General features: G+C 74.7%; 13 protein-coding genes. 7 read left to right on the top strand and 6 right to left on the bottom strand.

Translation table 11 applies throughout. From position 1 onward, the window contains the following. Window positions 1-110 precede the first annotated feature (110 nt). Window positions 111-416: a 4a-hydroxytetrahydrobiopterin dehydratase gene (locus FHS38_RS21515; protein WP_184735812.1), complete on the top strand. Its 306-nt coding sequence runs from the start codon at window positions 111-113 to the stop codon at window positions 414-416. Window positions 417-605: 189 nt separating this feature from the next. On the opposite strand, the gene FHS38_RS21510 is transcribed toward FHS38_RS21515, so the two are convergent. The 4 genes from FHS38_RS21510 to FHS38_RS21495 form a co-directional block, all read right to left on the bottom strand. Next, the gene (locus tag FHS38_RS21510) at window positions 606-1,973 is read right to left on the bottom strand and encodes a cryptochrome/photolyase family protein (protein ID WP_184735811.1); all 1,368 of its coding nucleotides are present in this window, start codon (window positions 1,971-1,973) and stop codon (window positions 606-608) included. Window positions 1,974-2,039: 66 nt separating this feature from the next. Next, window positions 2,040-2,882 carry an aldo/keto reductase gene (locus FHS38_RS21505; protein ID WP_184735809.1) on the bottom strand — a complete coding sequence of 281 codons (843 nt, stop codon included), beginning with the start codon at window positions 2,880-2,882 and terminating at the stop codon, window positions 2,040-2,042. Window positions 2,883-2,990: 108 nt separating this feature from the next. Further along, on the bottom strand, window positions 2,991-4,814 hold the full coding sequence (locus FHS38_RS21500; protein ID WP_184735807.1) for an AMP-dependent synthetase/ligase: 1,824 nt from the start codon (window positions 4,812-4,814) through the stop codon (window positions 2,991-2,993). 218 nt (window positions 4,815-5,032) lie between these two features. Continuing rightward, a complete protein-coding gene (locus FHS38_RS21495) occupies window positions 5,033-5,920 on the bottom strand; it encodes a LysR family transcriptional regulator (protein ID WP_184735805.1) in 888 nt (295 codons plus the stop codon). A gap of 85 nt (window positions 5,921-6,005) precedes the next feature. Between FHS38_RS21495 and FHS38_RS21490 the strand changes: the two genes are divergently transcribed. Then, window positions 6,006-7,055: a bile acid:sodium symporter family protein gene (locus FHS38_RS21490; protein ID WP_184735803.1), complete on the top strand. Its 1,050-nt coding sequence runs from the start codon at window positions 6,006-6,008 to the stop codon at window positions 7,053-7,055. Here the strand turns inward: FHS38_RS21490 and FHS38_RS21485 are convergent. Further along, window positions 6,956-8,944: a sialidase family protein gene (locus tag FHS38_RS21485; protein WP_184735801.1), complete on the bottom strand. Its 1,989-nt coding sequence runs from the start codon at window positions 8,942-8,944 to the stop codon at window positions 6,956-6,958. The genes FHS38_RS21490 and FHS38_RS21485 overlap by 100 nt on opposite strands. A gap of 136 nt (window positions 8,945-9,080) precedes the next feature. Next, window positions 9,081-10,043 carry a quinone oxidoreductase family protein gene (locus FHS38_RS21480; RefSeq protein WP_184735799.1) on the bottom strand — a complete coding sequence of 321 codons (963 nt, stop codon included), beginning with the start codon at window positions 10,041-10,043 and terminating at the stop codon, window positions 9,081-9,083. A 115-nt stretch (window positions 10,044-10,158) separates the two neighbouring features. On the opposite strand from FHS38_RS21480, the gene FHS38_RS21475 reads away from it, so the two are divergent. From FHS38_RS21475 to FHS38_RS21455, 5 genes are all read left to right on the top strand, one after another. Then, the gene (locus FHS38_RS21475; protein WP_184735797.1) at window positions 10,159-10,608 is read left to right on the top strand and encodes a MarR family winged helix-turn-helix transcriptional regulator; all 450 of its coding nucleotides are present in this window, start codon (window positions 10,159-10,161) and stop codon (window positions 10,606-10,608) included. Between the two features lie 114 nt (window positions 10,609-10,722). Further along, window positions 10,723-13,032, top strand: coding sequence for a SaeA-related protein (locus FHS38_RS21470; RefSeq protein ID WP_184735796.1), 2,310 nt, complete (start codon window positions 10,723-10,725; stop codon window positions 13,030-13,032). Window position 13,033: 1 nt separating this feature from the next. Continuing rightward, a complete protein-coding gene (locus FHS38_RS21465) occupies window positions 13,034-14,260 on the top strand; it encodes a TRAFAC clade GTPase domain-containing protein (protein WP_184735794.1) in 1,227 nt (408 codons plus the stop codon). Continuing rightward, on the top strand, window positions 14,257-16,668 hold the full coding sequence (locus FHS38_RS21460; protein WP_184735792.1) for a GTPase-associated protein 1-related protein: 2,412 nt from the start codon (window positions 14,257-14,259) through the stop codon (window positions 16,666-16,668). Before FHS38_RS21465 ends, FHS38_RS21460 begins: the two co-directional genes overlap by 4 nt. Beyond that, window positions 16,665-18,245 (top strand): TRAFAC clade GTPase domain-containing protein, encoded by a 1,581-nt coding sequence (locus FHS38_RS21455; RefSeq protein ID WP_184735790.1) that lies wholly within the window; start codon window positions 16,665-16,667, stop codon window positions 18,243-18,245. The genes FHS38_RS21460 and FHS38_RS21455 overlap by 4 nt, the downstream gene beginning before the upstream one ends. Window positions 18,246-18,313: the final 68 nt, after the last annotated feature.

Below are 18,313 nucleotides of genomic sequence, written 5' to 3'. Positions count from 1 at the left end.
CGGAAGGGCACATCCGACTCGCCGTACGCCGCCCGGCACATTGACGCGAAAGCGCCCCCGTCGCGTGGGACGCTTGGACCACCGGTACTCGCGATGAAGGGGATGCGCCCATGGCAGTCGAACCGCTCTCGCAGAAGGACGTGGAGGACCGCCTCCAGGAGCTGCCCGGCTGGACCACCGACGGCGATCGGATCAGCCGTACGTACTCCTTCGAGGGGCACTTCGCGGCGGCGGCGATGGTCATTCACATCGCCCAGATCCAGGAGGAGTTGGGTCATCACTCCGATCTGACGCTCGGCTACAACACGGTCTCCCTGACGGTGAACACACACAGCGCGGGAGGCAAGGTCACCGGCCTCGACGTCGAACTGGCCCGCCGCGTCGAGGCGGTGGCCCCGCTCCACGGGGCCCGCTGACGCGGGGTCGCTCGGTCCTTACCTTCGCCTCGCGGGCGGCGCGCGGTCGCTGCCGCTGACCGCGACCGGTGCCGAACGGGCCGCCGGGCCCGTCTCGCCCGGCGAGGCCGTGTCGACCGTCGACGGCTGACGGGGCGCCCCGGGTGGCGCCCCGACCGTCGGCCCGAGGCGGGGCGGGCCGGCTGACCGTCAGTCGACACCCCGCGCCCGGCGGAAGCGGGCCAGGCCGTCGTCGAGGTCGACGATCGGCTCGGGGTAGGCGTACCGGGCCCGCTCCGCGGCGCGCAGGCGCCAGGGGTGGTGGACCGCCGCGCCTTCCAGCCCTGCCAGCTCCGGCACCCAGCGCCGTACGTACTCCCCGGTCGGGTCGAACCGCTTCGCCTGGGCCAGGGGGTTGAGGACCCGGTTGGGGCGGGTGTCGCTGCCGGTGCCCGCCACCCACTGCCAGTTCAGCTGGTTGTTCGCGATGTCCCCGTCCACCAGCAGGTCCAGGAAGTGCCGGGCACCCGCCCGCCAGTCGAGGTACAGCGTCTTGGTGAGGAAGCTCGCCGACAGCAGCCTGGCCCTGTTGTGCATCCAGCCCTCGTGCGCGAGCTGCCGCATCGCCGCGTCGACCACCGGGTACCCCGTACGGCCCTCCCGCCACGCGGCCAGCTCCTCGGCGTCCTGGCGCCAGTGGTCGTGCCGGGTGCGGTAGTCGTGCCGGGCGGCGTCGGGGCGGGCCGCGAGCAACTGGTGGTGGAAGTCCCGCCACGCCAGCTGGCGTACGAACGCCTCGGCGCCCGCTCCACCCGCCTGCCGGGCCCGGGTGACCAGCTCGACCGGCGACAGACAGCCGAAGTGCAGATAGGGGGAGAGCCGCGAGGTCGCGTCCCCGGGCAGGTCGTCGTGCCGGTCGGCGTAGTCCGTCAGACCGGTGCGCCGCCACGCGTCGAGGCGGCGGCGCCCCGCCCGCTCGCCACCCTCCGGCAGCGCCGGGGACGGCTCGCCCCGGGCGAGCGACGCGGCCCGGGGCAAGGGCTCCGAGCGCACCTCGGGCACCGGGACCGCGCGCGGCGCGGCGACCACGTCCCGCAGTGCCTCGGCCGACCAGCGCCGGAAGTACGGGGTGAACACCGCGTAGTGGTCCCGGCCCGTCGGCAGCACCGCGCCCGGCGGCACCGCCGTGACCACCGCGTCGTGCACCCGCAGCCCGCGCCCGTCCGCCGTCAGCGCCGCCCGCAGCCGCTCCTCGCGGCGCAGCGCGAAGCCACTGGCACCACCCGCGAGATGGACCTCCCCGGCGCCCGTCTCCGCGGCCACCCGGCAGGTCTCCTCGACCACGTCGCCCCGGCGGACCACCAGCCGGCCATCGCGTTCGCGCAGCGCCTCGTCCAGATCGGCGAGGCAGTCCGCCAGGAAGGCGGCCCGGTTGGGCACGGCGAAGCCCGCGGCCGCGACGCCGGAGTCGACGACGAACAACGGCACCACAGCGCGCGCCGCGCGCAGCGCCCCGGCGAGCACGGGGTTGTCACGCAGCCGTAGGTCCGAGGTGAACAGGGCGACGGAGACGTCCATCCCCCGATTGTGGGCGCCGCGCGCCCCGCCGTCCGGCAGGGCGCGCGGCGCCGTCACCACCCTCGATCAGCTGAAGTCGAACTCGTCCGGGTCCGGGCCGAGGCGCGTGCCGTTGTCGAGCCCGGCGATCGCGGTGAGGTCCTCGTCGTCCAGCTCGAAGCCGAAGACGTCGAAGTTCTCCCGGATGCGGGACGGGGTCACCGACTTGGGAATGGCCACGTTGCCGGTCTGGACGTGCCAGCGCAGCACGACCTGCGCGGCCGTCCTGCCGTGCTTGGCGGCGATCCGGCCGATGGTCGGGTCGGCGAGGAGGTCCTTGCCCTGGCCGAGCGGCGACCAGGCCTCGGTGGCGATGCCGTGCCGGGCGTGGAGGGCGCGCAGCTCCGCCTGCTGGAAGTTGGGGTGCAGCTCGATCTGGTTGACCGCGGGGACGACGGACGTCTCGGCGATCACCCGCTCGAGGTGCGCGGGCTGGAAGTTCGAGACGCCGACGGCCTTCGCACGCCCGCTCTCGGCGATCTCCGCGAAGGTGCGGACGATCGTCAGGTAGTCCTCGCGCACGGCCCGCGGCCAGTGGATGAGGTAGAGGTCCACGTAGTCCAGGCCGAGCTTCGCCAGCGAGGCGTCGAACTCGCGCAGAACACTCTCGCGCGTCCACGTCTCGGACGCGCTGTTCCACAGCTTGGTCGTGACGAACAGCTCGTCACGCGCGATGCCCGAGGCGGCGAGTGCCTTTCCCGTACCCACCTCGTTCTCGTAGATCGCGGCGGTGTCGATGCTGCGGTAGCCGGCGGCCAGGGCCTCGGAGACGGCGGCGGTGGCCTCGTCGTCGGGGACCTGCCACACGCCGAAGCCCAGCTGGGGCATCTCGACGCCGTTGTTGAGGGTGATGGAAGGGACCTTGCTCACGAGCAATCGATCCTTACGTCGGGGGTGCTTACCTCATGGTCAACCGGCACCTGCCCGATCGCATTCCCATTACACCCATTTCATTCCGCCCGTCCTTCCCCTTCTTCGTCAGGCGCGGTACAGCGCCTCGACCTCCTGTGCGTAGGCCTTTTCGATGGCCTTCCGTTTGAGCTTCAGCGACGGTGTCAGCAGCCCGCGCTCCTCGGTGAACCGGGCCCCCAGTATCCGGAACGTACGGATCGACTCGGACTGCGAGACCAGGGTGTTGGCGGCCACCACCGCCCGCCGGACCTCGGCCTCCAGCTCCGGGTCGCGCACCAGGTCGCCCGGCGGCGGGGCCGGCTTCCCGCGGATGGCCAGCCAGTGCGCCACCGCGTCCGGATCGAGGGTGACGAGAGCGGCGAGATAGGGGCGGTCGTTGCCGACGACCACGCACCGGTCGACCAGCGGGTGCGACCGTACCCGCTCCTCCAGTGGCAGCGGCGACACGCTGCGCCCACTGGACGTCACCAGGATCTCCTTCTTCCGCCCGGTGATGGTCAGATAGCCGTCCGCGTCCAGCTCGCCCACGTCACCGGTGGCGAGCCAGCCGCCGCGCAGCACGGCGTCGGTGGCCTTGCGGTCACTCAGATAGCCGGAGAAGACCTGCCCGCCGCGCAGCCAGATCTCCCCGTCCTCCGCGATGTGCACGGTCGTCCCCGGCACCGGCCGGCCCACGGTCCCGAACCGGGTCCGCTCGGGCGGGTTGGCCGTCGCGGCCCCGGTCGTCTCGGTCAGCCCGTACCCCTCGAAGACCGTGATCCCCGCGCCCGCGAAGAACAGCCCCAGCCGCCGCTCCATTGCTGAGCCGCCCGACATGGCGTGCCGCACCCTGCCGCCCAGCGCGTCGCGCACCTTGGCGTAGACGAGCCGGTCGTAGAGCTGGTGCTGTACGCGCAGCCCGGCGGACGGCCCCGGACCGGTGCCGAACGCCTTGTGCTCCAGCGCCTCCGCGTACCGCACCGCCACGTCGACGGCCTTGTCGAACGGCACGGCCTTGCCGTCGTTCTCCGCGGCGCGCCGGGCGGCGGCGAAGACGTTCTCGAAGACGTACGGCACGGCGAGGACGAACGTCGGGCGGAAGGCCCGCAGATCGGGCAGCAGCGCGGCGGCCGTCGCCTGGGGCTGGTGGCCCAGCTTGACCCGGCCGCGCACCGCCGCGACCTGCACCATCCGCCCGAAGACATGGGCGAGCGGCAGGAACAGCAGCGTGGCCGCCTCGTCGCCCGGCCGGGAGTGGAAGACCCGCTCGTAGCGCCGGACGATGTTGTCGGACTCGGCCATGAAGTTGGCGTGGGTGAGGACACAGCCCTTCGGCCGCCCGGTGGTGCCCGAGGTGTAGATGACCGTCGCCGGTGTGGCGGGGGTCAGCGCCATGCGGTGCCGGTGCACCACCTCGTCGTCGACCCGCTCCCCGGCCGCGCCGAGCTCCTCGACCGCCCCCGCGTCCAGCTGCCACAGCCGGGTGAGGTGCGGAAGCCGGTCGACGACCGAGCCGACGGTCATCGCGTGGTCCTCGTGCTCGACGACGCAGGCGGTGACGCCCGCGTCGTGCAGCATCCAGAAGACCTGCTCGGCGGAGGAGGAGGCGTACAGCGGAACGGGCTGGGCGCCGATCGTCCACAGCGCGAAGTCGAAGAGGGTCCACTCGTACCGCGTGCGGGACATGATGGCGACCCGGTCGCCGAACCGGACCCCGCGCGCGAGCAGCCCCTTCGCCAGCGCCATGACCTCGTCGCGGAAGGCGGCCGCGGTCACGTCGTGCCACCGGCCGTCCGACTTGCGGCCGAGGGCGACCCGCTCCGGGTCCTCCTCGGCGTGGGAGAACACGACGTCCGCCAGTCCTCCGACGTGGGGCGTCGTCGCCAGCGGTGGGACGGTGAACTCGCGCAACTACTCGCTCCTTGTGACGCTCCGCACAGCGCCGTGACCGTACCCGGTCGGGTACCGGCCCGAACCCCTTTCGTACCGCTTGATGTGCGGGGCCCGGGCGGATCCGCACGGAATCTCCGCGACGGGCGCACCGGCGCTCCTTGTGCTCACGTCAGGCCTGGACCACACCCGGTGGCAGGCCTGGACCAGGCCTGCCACCGGGGCCGGGGCCCACGGCTTCACGCCGGGCCCGGGGTGAAGCCGTCCGGGCCGTGCAGCCGGTCACCGCCCGCGAGGATCGCCTCCGCGAGCGCCTCCGCGGGCTCCCGCGCCGCACCGCGCGCGGTGCCGTGCAGCAGCACCATGTCGACGGCGCCCAGCTCCGGCAGCCCCGCCCGGGCCGGGATCCGCACCAGCCCCGGCGGGATCATGCCCCGCGCGTACGGCATCACCCCCAGCCCGGCGCGGGCCGCCGCGACCAGGCCGTTGAGGCTGCGGCTCGTGCACGTCACCCGCCAGGCGCGGCCGCCCTGCTCCAGCACCGTCAGGGCCCGCGCCCGGGTCAGGGCGGGCGGCGGGTAGACCACCAGCGGCAGCGGCCGGCCGGGGTCCAGGCGCAGCCGGTCGCTGCCGATCCACACCAGCTTGTCCCGCCACACCAGCCGCCCCCGCGTCCCGTCCGCACCGCGCTTGGCGAGCACGAGGTCGAGCCGCCCGGCCGCGAGCAGCTCGTGCAGCGTGGCGGACAGCTCCACCGTCAGCTCCAGATCGACTTCCGGGTGCTCGCGGCGGAAGCCTTCCAGGATCTCCGGCAGCCGGGTCGACACGAAGTCCTCCGAGGCCCCGAACCGCAGCCGCCCGCGCAGCCGGGTCCCCGTGAACCAGCTCGCGGCCCGCTCGTTCGCCTCCAGGATCGTGCCCGCGAAGCCGAGCATCGCCTCGCCGTCCTCGGTCAGCCGCACGCTGTGCGTGTCACGGACGAACAGCTGCCGCCCGGCCGTGTCCTCCAGCCGGCGGATCTGCTGACTGACCGTCGACTGCCGCAGACCGAGGCGGTCGGCGGCCTGCGTGAAGCTCAGTGTCTGGGCGACGGTCAGGAAGGTGCGCAACTGCGTCGGATCGAACATGGACCGAGGCTATCGCCGATCGTGATAACAGTCAGTGCGGTGAACGGGGTTCCCGATGAGCCGGGCCCGGGGCAGGCTGGACGTCATGCGACGCCCCGCCTTCCTCTCCCGCATCCCCGTGGACCCGTACATCGCGGCCCTGCTCGGCACGGTCGCGCTCGCCGCGCTGCTGCCCGCCCGGGGCCCCGCCGCGGGCGTCGCCGACGGCGCGGCCACGGGCGCGGTCGCCCTGCTGTTCTTCCTCTACGGAGCCCGGCTCTCCACCCGCGAGGCGATGGACGGCATGCGGCACTGGCGACTGCACCTGACGGTCCTCACCGCCACGTTCGTCCTCTTCCCGCTGCTCGGCCTGGCCTCCCGGGGCCTCGTGCCGTCCGTACTGACGCCGGAACTCCAGGCCGGGCTGCTCTTCCTGTGCCTGGTGCCCTCCACCATCCAGTCCTCGATCGCCTTCACCTCCCTCGCGCGCGGCAATGTGGCGGCCGCGGTCTGCGCGGGCTCGTTCTCCAGCGTCGTCGGCATCGTCCTCACCCCGCTGCTGGCGGCCCTGCTGCTGGGCGGCAGCGGCGGCGGGTTCTCGCCGCGCTCGCTGGTGTCGATCGTGGGCCAGTTGCTCGTCCCGTTCCTGGCGGGGCAACTGCTGCGGCGCCGGGTGGGCGGCTTCCTCACCCGCCACGGCAAGGCGCTGGGCCAGGTCGACCGCGGTTCGATCCTCCTCGTCGTCTACGCGGCGTTCAGCGCGGGGATGGTGCGGGGGGTGTGGCAGCAGGTGACCCCCCTGCGGCTGCTCGCGCTCGTCGGGGTGGAGGCCGTGCTGCTGGCCGTGATGCTCACCCTTACCGGCTACGGCTCACGGTGGCTCGGCTTCGGTCGCGAGGACCGGATAGCGATCGTGTTCTGCGGCTCGAAGAAGGGCCTCGTCTGCGGGCTCCCGATGGCCGGTGTCCTCTTCGGCGCCCACGCGAGCCTCGCGGTCCTGCCGCTGATGCTCTTCCACCAGATGCAACTGATGGTCTGCGCGGTCCTGGCGAAGCACTATGCGAAGTCCAGCGGCAGCCGCAGAACCGCGTCACCGAGCGCCGCGTCCGTCTTGTCCAGCACCGTGAGCTCCCCGTCGGACAGCGCCCGCCGATAGACCCGTACCTCGTCCAGATCCCCGGTCAGATGCGACCGGCTGTCGGGCTTCTGCCCCAGATGCACCCCGAAGGTCGATGTCCGGCTGACCGTCCCCGGCACATCGGGTGCGGACGTCTCGACGCCGTCGACGGTGAGCGTGAGGAGTCCGTCCGCGCGGCGCAGCGCCGCGTGGTGCCACTGTCCGTCGTTGTACGCGCCGGCCGACCGGACCGTGGCCGTCCTGGACGGGCCCTTGCCGACGATGCCGGTGATCTGCCCGGTGATCCGCCGCGCGCCCGGCTCCCCGCGCAGCGCCACCTGCGGGGCCCCGCCGACCCCGCCCATCCACAGCAGCGGCTGCTCGCCCCGGGTGGCGGTGTAGCGGAACCACAGCGAGGCCGTGAAGTCCCCCTCGCCCAGCGGCAGGGAGGCCCGGTGGGGGAGCCGCACCGCGTCGTCCGTGCCGTCGAAGGCGAGCGCCCCGCCGAACCGGCCGCCGACCGGCCGGGCCCCGCCGAGCACATACGCCCCCCGCGCGCCCGGGGCGTGGTCGGGGGTCGTCGGACCGGGGCCGCGGTGCGGGCCGAGCCAGTCCTCGGTGAAGCGGGTGAAGCGCATCTCGTCGCGGGCGTCGGCCTTGCCCGCCTCGTAGAGCAGCCCGGCGTCGGCGCGGCCGACGACCGTCATGTCGGAGTAGCCGGACCAGTCGGCGGTGACCGCCCTGCCGCGGTCGACGCCTTCCCAGGTGCGGCCCTGGTCGTACGAGGAGCGGATGGTCATCGTGCGGCGGCGGTCGGGGTCGGCGGGCGCGGAGAGCAGCCAGCGGCCGGACGGCAGCGGCAGGACGGACCCCTGGACCATGGGGGTGTACAGGTCGGGGACGGCCCGGAAGGGCGCGGCGAAGTGCCCGCCCCCGTCACGGCTGACGGCGTGGTCGCGGTTGCCGAGGTCCGTGCCGTCCTGTTCGCGCCCGCCCACGTACACGGTGCCGCCGGAGCCGGAGCCGGAGCCGGAGCCGGAGCCGTCGTCGGTCCGGTCGTCGGTCCGTTCGGCGAGGGTCAGTTCGGAGGGCTTCTGCCGGTACGTGCCGTCGGTGCCGATCCGGTGGGTGTCCACCGCGCCGAGCCGCCAGTGGGCACCGGAGTCGTCGCTGTAGGCGAGCGCCGCGTGGTTCGCGGTGGGCCGCGTCCCGTCGTGGCTCTCGGCGTTGATCCCGACGATCAGCCGGCCCCGGTGCCGCCCGTGCGCGAGCTGGATGCCGTGCCCCGGCCCGGTCGCGTACCAGGAGTTCCAGCCGCGCGGCCGGAGCGTCGTGCTCAGGTCGCGCGGCCGTGACCAGGTCAGACCGTCGTCGTCGCTGTGCTGGAGGTGGGGGGTGCGCTCGCAGGGCGTGTCGCAGTTCCCGGCGTCCGGGCGGCCCTTGTTGTACGTGGTGGCCAGCACGATCCGGCCGGTGCGCCGGTCGACGACGGGCGCCGGGTTGCCGTGCGTGTCGCCGTGCCCGGCGTCGACGACGAGCAGCGGGCCCCAGGTGCGGCCGCCGTCGGTGGAGCGCTTGAGGACGACGTCGATGTCGGTGGCGTCCCCGCAGTTGTGCTTGCGGCCCTCGGCGAAGGCGAGGAGCGTGCCGCGAACGGTGGTGACGAGCGCGGGAATGCGGTAACAGGCGTAGCCGGGGTCCTGCGCGGCCTTGAACAGCACACGCTCCTCGAAACCGGAACGAGCCACGGCGGCGGGGTCCACCGCCGCCGTGGCCCGCGGTGGCTGGGGGAGGAGGGCGAGTACGGCGCCCGCGAGCGCGGCGGCCGTGACACGCCGTACGGCGGTGCGCCCGAAGGCCCGGCGGACGGCCTGCCGGGGGACCGGTCTGAGGGTGCGCGGGGGCTGTGCCGGAGGAAGCGGCGCCATGGCCCGTCCCTTTCGCGTCGAGGCACGTCATGACATGTCGTGACACGGTGGACCGGACGTCCCACACATCCCATGTCCGGTGGGCCGAACGTACGTGGCGGTTCCTCACCCCACAAGCGCCATGAGCCGAATGCGCTCACACGGGTCGCAGGACCACCTTGCCCCGGTTGGCGCGGGACTCGATGATCGCGTGCGCCGTGGCCGCCTCCTCCAGCGGCAGTTCGACGTGGACGTGTGGCCGCAGCCGCCCGGCGGTGAACAGTCCCCACAGCTCCTGCCGCCACTGTTCCATCAGCGCGGGGCGGTGGCGGGCGACGATCGCCATCTGGAAGCCGATGGCGGACTTGGCGCCCACCAGCAGGTCGTACGCCTCGATGGTCCCGCCGCCCGAGCTGTACGCCACCAGCCGGCCGCCCGGTGCGAGCGAGGTGACGGCGGGGGAGAGCAGTTCGCCGCCGACCGCGTCCAAGGCGATGTCCACGGGCTCGAAGGGGGTCGCGGACGCTCCGGACTCACCGCGGGCCGGGAGCCGGTCGTAGGTCACGACCTCGTCCGCCCCCAGCGACCGTACGAAGTCCGCCTTGGCGGCCGAGCCGACGGCGGCCACGACCCGCCCCGCGCCGCGCGCCTTGGCGAGCTGCACGGCGAGGTGCCCGGCACCGCTCGCGGCCGCCGTCACGAGCACCGACTCGCCCTCGGCCGGGCGGGCGGCCTCGTAGGCGCCGAGGGCGACCAGCCCGCAGCGCACGAGCGCGACCGCGTCGGTGGCGCTCGCGCCCTCGGGGACGGGTGAGGCCATCGAGGAGTGGAGGAGGGAGTAGTCGGCGTAGCCGTCGCCGAAGCACAGGCCCGTGACGCGCTCGCCGACCGCGAACCCGGTCACGTCCGGGCCGACGGCGACGATCTCCCCGGCGACCTCGCCGCCCAGGCTCGCGGGGAGCGGCAGGCCACCGCCGCGGACCTTGCGGACCACCGGCAGGGTGACGCCGATCGCCTCGGTGCGCAGCAGCAGTTCGCCGGGGCCCGGCCGCGGGACGTCGGTCTCCTCGACGCGCAGGACCTCGGGGCCGCCGTTCTCGTGATACCGGACGCGACGCATGTGTTTCCTCTACCTCCACGGATGTCGTTGGCGACCCCAACGATACAAGAATTCATGGGTGAGGCCAATGGTTTTTCGTGGGGGGTTCCAACGATTCTGTGGATAGGGTGCCGCCATGACAGAGAACGAGCCCGCCCTCACCCGGATCCGCTCCCTGCCCAGCTGGCTGCTGGGCCGCGCCTCCGCACGAGGCCGCCGCCTCGTGGGCGAGGCGCTGGCCCGCGAGGGCATGCGCATGCCGCACCACGCGGTGCTGTCCGCCGTCGCCGACCTCGGGCCGGTGGCCCAGGCCGAACTCGGCCGCACCACCGGCTTCGACCCCAAGGACATGGTCGGCATCCTCAACGACCTCCAGGCCGGCGACCTCGTCACCCGCACTCCCGACCCGGGCGACCGCCGTAAGAACGCCATCACCATCACCCCCGAGGGCCGCAGACGTCTCACCCGGCTCGCGAAACTGGGCGACGAGGCGAACGAGACACTGCTCGCCCCGCTCACCCCCGCCGAGCGGGAACAGTTCCTCACCCTGCTGACCCGGGTGGTGGAGGCCGAGGACCCGGCCTGACCTTCCTCGTCCTCCCGCCCCCCTTTCCTCGAAAGCGCGGGCGAGAGCCCCCGGGATCTGGTGGGATGTCACTTCGCACGGAACGGGGCGCGGGCACGGGGGCGAGAGAAAAAAATGGGTCGGGACTTCGGGGATCTCCTCGGGCTGCCACAAGCCCTGCCGGGCATGCCGCTCTCCCCGCTCGTCCCCGGCTGGGCCGAACTCCGCGCCGCCGAACGGGCTGCGGGCTTCCGGCACGCCGCCGACGCGCTGCTGCCGCCCGGCGGCACACCCGGCGGGTACTTCCTGGTCCTGGACGGGCTGCGCGTCCCCGGCCGCGGCGGACGCCGCAGACACGTCGACCGCGCCCTGCTGGCCGAGGTCCGCGACGCGCGGCTGCGCGCCGGCGCCCCGGAACCGGTGCGCTCCCTCTTCGCCCGCTACGACGCCGCCCTCGCCGAGCACCCCATGGCGCTGCGCCGGGTCGTCCTGTACCAACTCCTCCAACTGCTGCGCGACGCCCCGCGCGGCCCCGGCCCCGACGCGGCGACCGCCCTGGGCGTCGACCCCGCGGAAGCCGCGGCCCTCGCCCACGCCGCCCGCCGCGCGGCGCGGACCACGCCCGCCGCCCGCGCGGCGGCCGAGACCCTGGTCGACGTCTGGCGTGCCGGCAACACCCGGCGGGCCCACACCCTCACCCGGCAGTTACCGGCCCCGGCGGGCGATCAGCGCCTCGCCCACCTCGTGGCCCGCATCGACTCCCGGGCCCGCCGCACCGACGCCCTCCTCCGGGAAGCCCACGCCCTGGAACGCCGCATGGCCACGGACGCGGCGGCCGACCACTACCTGCGCGCCGTGCGCACCGCCGAGGACGACACCGACGCCCTCCACGGCCTCCTCCGCACCTGCCGCCCCACCGGCCTGCGCACCGAGGTCCGGCAGGACGGCGTACGGCTGCGATGGCCCGCCGACCCCGTGGGCCCCGCCGACCCTGCGAGCCCCGACGGTGCGGCGGACCGCACCTGGCGGCTCCTGCGCGGCACGGTCGGGCGGGACGAGTGGACGGAAGTCACCGCCACCCCCACGCCCACCAGCGGCGGCGATGTCGTCGACGCTGCCGCGCCGCTCGGCGAGCGCTTACGCTACGCCGCCCTCCCGCTCGACGGTGACCGCGTCGCGGGCAGACCGCTCGTCAGCGCCGAAGTCCTCGCCGCACCCGAGGTGTCGGACGTGACGCTGACCGACGGCAGGGCCCGCGTCGACGCCCGGTGGCGGACCCCGCCGGGCGCCCGACGGGTCACCGTCGTACGGACCGGCCCGGCCCCCGCGGCCACCGACGTGCCCGCCGGCCCGCACGGGTTCACCGACCAGGGCCTGCCGCCCGGCGAGCACCGCTACCGGATCCATTGCGTCTACCGCACGGCCGCGGGCCGGGAGGTCCGCTCCCCTGGGGTGACCGCCCACCGCACCGTCCACCCGTGGCCCGACCCCGTGACCGGCCTGACCGTACGCCAGGGCGGAACCCCCGGCGTCCTGAGCGTCGACTGGACCGGCGGAGCCCGTGGACAGGTGCGGCTCCTCGACTGGCCCGGTACGCCGCCCACGCCCGGCGAGGACCTGCGCACCCCCGCCGCCGACCTGCCGGCCGAGCTGGCCTGGCCCCCTTGCGGAGCGCCCCGGGCCGGGGGCGCCGAGTACCGCCCGCCGACCGGTGCCACCACCCGTGTCACCGCCGTCACCGTCCTCGGCGACCGGGCCGTCGCGGGCCCCAGCGTGCGCGTCGACGTGCCCGAAGGCGTGCCGGAGCTCACGGCCCGCCGCGTGGAACCCACCCGCGCCCGGCTGACCTTCGACTGGCCGCGCGCCACGGACCGCGTACGCGTCCGCTGGTGGCAGGCGGACGGGACGCACGAGCGGCGGCTGACCCGCAGCACCTACCTCCGCGAGGGCCTCCACCTCGACATCACCCGCGCGGCCGCACACTTTCGCGTCGAACCCCTCGCGGTCGCCGACGCGGACGTCGTTCTCCCGCCCGCCTCCGCCGAGACCGGGCTCCCCGCCGACGTGGCCGTCAGCTACGCGGTCGACCGCCCCGGGTTCCTCACCGGCCGGCGCCGCCGCGTCACCGTACGCGCCGCCACCCCCGAACCCGTCGGTGAATCCCACGAAGGTGCCCTGGAAATGCCCGAGTTCGTGCTCGTCGCCCGCGCGGGAGACGCCCCCCGCCGGGCACCGGACCCGCCGCGCACCGTGCGGGACGGCATACCCGTACTGCGCCTGAGCGGTGCGGAGTTGCTCGCCGGCCCCGTACGCCGCGACATCGACGCCGCCGTGGCCGACGCGGGGGTCCGCCGCCCGTATACCCTGCGAGCCTTCCTGACAGGGCCGCACGCCCACGCCGTACGACTCGAAGAACCCCCGCACAAGGACCTGGTGGTGCGCTGACATGACGACCGTCATCTGCCCCTACTGCTTCGCCCGCGGCCAGTCCGGCCGGCTCGGCTACCGCTGCCTGATGTCCGCCTCCGGCATCCGCGGCGGCACCAAGTGCGACCCCGAACGGGACGACGTCTGGGCCCAGTTCAAAGGCACCTCCGTCGCCCCCCAGGCCCGGATGCGCGGCCCCGTCTTCGACCCGCCGCGATCCTTCCGCATCGGCGGAAAGCGGGCCGACTGCCCGGGCTGCGGCGTCGCCACCCCCGTACGGGTCTGCCGGCAGTGCCACAGCGACCTGCCCAGCGACTACTGCGACCAGGACAGCCGCATCATCGCCCTGGTGGGCGCCAAGGCCACCGGGAAGAGCACCTACGTCGCCGTGCTCGTCAACGAGTTGAGACACCGCGTCGGCGGCGCCTACCGGGCGTCGCTGGCCGCGATGGGAAGCGACACCCAGCGCCGCGACCGGGACATGGCCGCCGAACTCTACGAACGGCTCCAGCTCCCCGAAGCCACCAGACCCGCCGCGCTGGGCTTCAACGACCCGCTGCTGTACCGGCTGAGCGTGCCCCACCGGGGCCGGTTCGGCGAAGGCAGCCGGCACACCGCCCTCGTCTTCTTCGACGCCGCCGGCGAGGACCTGCGCAACGCCGAGGCCATGGACCGCTACACCGCCTACCTCGCCGCCGCCGACGGCATCATCCTGCTGGTCGACCCCCTCCAGATGGCGCCCGTCAGGGAAGAGCTGGGCGGCACCGGCGGGCCGCCCCTGCCGTCGGTGGAGACCGCGCCCCAGCAGATCGCCGCCGACGTGGCCGCCCAACTGCGCGGCCACGGCCGCTCCGGCTCCCGCGGCCGCCTGTCCACCCCCATCGCCGTGGCGCTCACCAAGACGGACATGCTGCGCCCGCTGCTCTCCCCCCGGTCGCCGCTGCACCACAACGCCCCGCACCACGGCGGCGCCCTGGACGACGCCGAGCGCCCCGTCGTCCACGAGGAGGTGCGCTCGCTGCTGGAGGGCTGGGACGGCGGCGCGCTGTGCCGACAGCTCGACAGCGACTTCTCCGACGTCGCCCTGTTCGGCCTCTCCGCGCTCGGCGCCCCGCCACCGGCCGACGCCCCCGCCGACGCCCCCAAATCGGGCCCCCAGCCCACCCGCGTGGAGGACCCCCTGCTGTGGTTGCTGGCCCGCCGCGGCCTGCTGCCCGTCCGCAAGGCCAAGAAGGGAGCCGCGTGAACCTGCCGCAGCTGCACTACACCTCCGCCGCCCCCGGCCCGGACGGCTCCGGCTTCCGCTTCACCGCCGTCAGCGCCGCCCTCCCCGCGGCGCTGCTGGGGGAGGTCGAGCAACTGGTGGGGTACGAACCCCCGCGCGACGCCCCCGGCCGCCCGACCCGCGACGAACTCGCCGTGTTCCCCGTCGCGTTAAGCCACAACACGCTCTCCGACGGCAGCCGGCTGCTGTGCCGGACGGTCTACACCGGCACCGACTACAGCGGCCGCTACGGAAACTTCCACGCCCACGCCGTCCGCCTGCCCGAGGACGGCGCCCTGCCCGGCGGCCTGCTGCCCATCGAGGCGTGGGAGTCACCGTCGTGGACCGACCGCACCCCCGAGGAGCGCCACCCCGGCCCGCTCACCAACCTGACCCCTGCCAGGCGGGTCGACCGCGCCGGCCTGATCCGCTTCTGCCGCGCCCGCGCCGACCGGCTCGAACCCTTCCTCGCCGACGTACGGGCCCTCCTGCGCAGCCCCGACGCGCCCCAACTCCTCGTCGTCGAACGCGACAGCGCCGACACCGCGCACTGGATCGCCGTCGCCAGCGCCGTCCTGCCCCGCGACCGGGCGGACCGGCTCACCTTCACCACCTACACCCGGCGGCCCCAGCTCGCCCGCCAGCAGATCGTCGGCACCCTCCCGGACGCCGACTTCGACCTCGCAGGGGCCGCCGCCGACCACCGCTACCGCGTCCACGACTGCGCCGGAGGCAACTCCAGCCCCGCCCGCCGGGAGCCGGACCCCTGGGCGGCCGTCGCCGCCCGCGTCTGGCTGGCCGACCGGCCCGAGCTCTTCGCCGAGGCGGCCCGCCCCGGTCACGACGCAGGTCACGACGCAGGCCACGACACGGGCCCGGAGGCCGGGCGGCTGGCCGTCCTCGCGGCCCGCGAGGGCATCGCCCTCGACGCCGCCGGGCGAACCGCCGCGGCCCGTGCGGCCCATGAGCACGCCGGGGCCGACGACTGGCCGGCGCTGCTCGCCACCCTCGCCGCCGGCGGCACGGACCGCACCCCCGAGGAATGGACGGCACTCGCCGGGCTCGCCGGGGAATTCTCCCGGCTGGCCGACGACACGGCCACCGCACCCCTCGAGCGCGACCTGCACACCGCACTCGACCGCGCGGCGGCCGACCCCGACGGCCCCCTCGGCCCGCTCCTCGCCCTGCTCGGCCTCGCCGACGCGCTCCGCGCCGACCGCGACATCGCCTACGGGGGCGCCGGGCCCGCACTCACCGCCCGCCTCACCGCCGTCCTGCTGGACGGCACCCCCGAGGACCGCCGGACCGTGCGCACCGCCCTCGCCCCGCACGGCACCCTCACCGCCACCGTGCTCGACGCACTCGACGAGCACGCCGCGACCGGAGACCCGGGCCGCGTCGCCCACGCCCTCGCCGAGCTGCCCGACGCGGATCTCACCGGTCACCCCCACCTCAGGACGGCCCGCGAGTTCGGCGTCCTGACGGCCGACGGCCGGCTGCGACCCGACCGGCCCGCGCTGCTCGACGCGCTCATGAAAGCCGCCGGCGCCGAGCACCGGGCCGAACCGTCCGTCCTGCGCGCCGCCTTCCGCCTCGTCCAGGGCGAGCGCCCCCTGCGCCCCGTCGAGGCGGGCACCCTGCTCGCGCAGCTCCCCGTGGCCTGGCACCGCGCCGCGGGCCTCGACGAGGTGTTCGTCCGGGCCGCCCTGGACAGCGCCCCCGACGACCGGGAGGCACCCGACCTCGCCAAGGCCCTGCTCGCCCGCTGCGCGACCGACCTCGCCCCCAGGCAGCGGGCCGCGCTGCTCCTCCTCGAACTGGCCGGAGAGCTGACCACCGGCGAGGCCCAACCGGGCTTCACCGAACGGGCGCTCGCCGTACGACCCCAGGCGACCCCGCTCGAATCCGGCATCGAGGAACGCCTCGGCAAGGCCCTCGCCGACCGGCTGCTCGCCGAACACCAGCCCCCCGGCGAACTGCGGGCCCTCATCCACTCCGGCGACGAGACCCTGCTGCGCGCCTACGCCGAGCGAGCCCGCGGCGACGGCGTCGGCAGCGCGCTGCGCCGCTCCCCCTCGTACGCGGCCGCCTGCTTCGTCGCCTGGCACACCGCCTCCGGAGCCGATCCGCTCTGGGAGCGGACCCGCACCGAACTGCTGGCCTCCGTGCTGAAGCCCGTGGTGCGCCGCATGCCCGCCGAAGACGTCGACGCCCTCCTGGAGAGCCTGCGGCGGCGAGGCGGCGGCTGGGCCGAGGCGTTCGGGGACTGGCACCGGCCCGGCGTGCTCGGCAGGCTCGGCGGCCGCTGGCGCGGCCGGGGCGGCCGGACACCCGGACCCGCCTACGGACCGGGAGACATCGAACGCCCCGGAGAGGAGCACGGCCGATGACCTACTTACTGGGCGGACCGTTCCAACTGTGCGTCCTCGCCGTCTTCCTGCGCACGGCACCGGAGTTCCTCTGGCGCGCCCTCAGCACGACCGGCCGCTGTCTGGGGCCGTGGCAGCCCGGCGCCCCCGACCCGCGCGTCGAGCGGCCCGGCACCGCGGGCGAGCCGGCCCACTTCTCGTACTGGTTCCGCCAGGTGTGGAAGGACATCGGCTCCGCCGCGCGCAACGGAGCCCACGCCGTCGAACACACCCTGACCAAGGAGTGGTTCGGCCGGATCACACGCAATCTGCTGCGCGGCCGCCGCCCGAGCGGCTCCCGGGGCGTGAACGGCTTCACCCGCTGCGTCCTGTGGCTGACCGGCCTGGGCGTCGCCGTGGGAGCGGCCCTGGCCGCCGTCTGCACCGCCGGACTGTTCGCGGTCATACTGCTGACGCTCGCCCTGCTGGTCGCCGTGGTGTGCGCGGCCCTCGCCGCGACCGCCCTCGCCGTGCGGGCGGTGGAACGCGCCGGGCTGCTCGCCCGCGGCGTCCGCATGAAGTGCCCCTACCCCGGCTGCTACCGGCCGATCCCCCTGCCGGTCTACCACTGCCCGGACTGCGGTGCCTCGCACCGGCGCCTGCGCCCGGGCCGCTTCGGCGCGCTGTGGCGGATCTGCGCCTGCGGCCGGAAACTCGCCACCAGCCTTCCGGCCGGCCGCGACGCGCTGACCGGGCACTGCCCGCACTGCGACGAGCGGCTGCCCCGGAAGCTGGCGGCCGCGCGGATCGTCCACGTGCCCCTCGTCGGCGGCACCTCGTCGGGCAAGACGATGCTGCTGGCGGCCATGGTCGCCGGGCTGCGTTCCTGGGACCGGCGCGGGTCGCTGGAGGTGGAGTTCGCGACCGTCGAGGACGCGCGCGAGCTCGACGCGCTCGACCGGCAGTTGGACGGCGACGGCTTCGCCCACGCCACCACCGCCCGGCAGCCGCGGGCCTTCATGCTGCGGGTCTCCCGCGGACGGCGCCGCCGGCTCCTGTATCTGTACGACCCGATGGGCGAGACCCTGCGGGACGCGAAGACGGTCCGCGAACAGCAGTACCTCGCGCACGCCAACGGGGTCGTCATGGTCGTGGACGCGCTGGCCGAACCCGATGTGCGCGCCCGGCTGGGCGGCGAGGACGCGCCACGGGCGGTCTCCGCCCGCCCCTCCCCGGAGGGCCCCACCGCCACCTACGACCGGCTGGCGGGGGAGATGCAGGCACTGACCGGCCGGCGTCGGCGCACCCCCGTCGCCACGGTGGTGACCAAGCGGGACGTCCTCGACCAACTGGTCTCCCTGCCCGTGCCCGGCCCGCGGATCGACTCCTGGCTGGAGAGCGTCGGCCTGGGCAATCTGGTGCGCGGGCTCGACCACAGCTTCGGCCGCACCCGCTACTGGGCGGTCAGTGCCCATGCCGCCACGGGGGAGGACGCGCAGAGCGGCGAACAGCGCCGGGCGGCCGAACCGGTCCTCTGGCTGCTGTCACAAACGGGACTTCCCGTAAGGAAGTTGCTCGCGGCCGAGGTCGCCGAGGCGCGTGGCACGGGAAAACGCTGACGTGCCCCACAGACCCGGTTAGGGTCGACGCTGTCCCGAACGACGAGGGAGACCACCCCAGGTGACAC

It is taken from the genome of Streptomyces netropsis, assembly GCF_014203545.1.
In the GTDB taxonomy this organism is placed as follows: Bacteria; Actinomycetota; Actinomycetes; order Streptomycetales; family Streptomycetaceae; genus Streptomyces; species Streptomyces netropsis.
The sequence above is the reverse complement of the archived record's forward strand: the minus strand, read 5'-3'. Positions and strand labels throughout refer to the sequence as shown.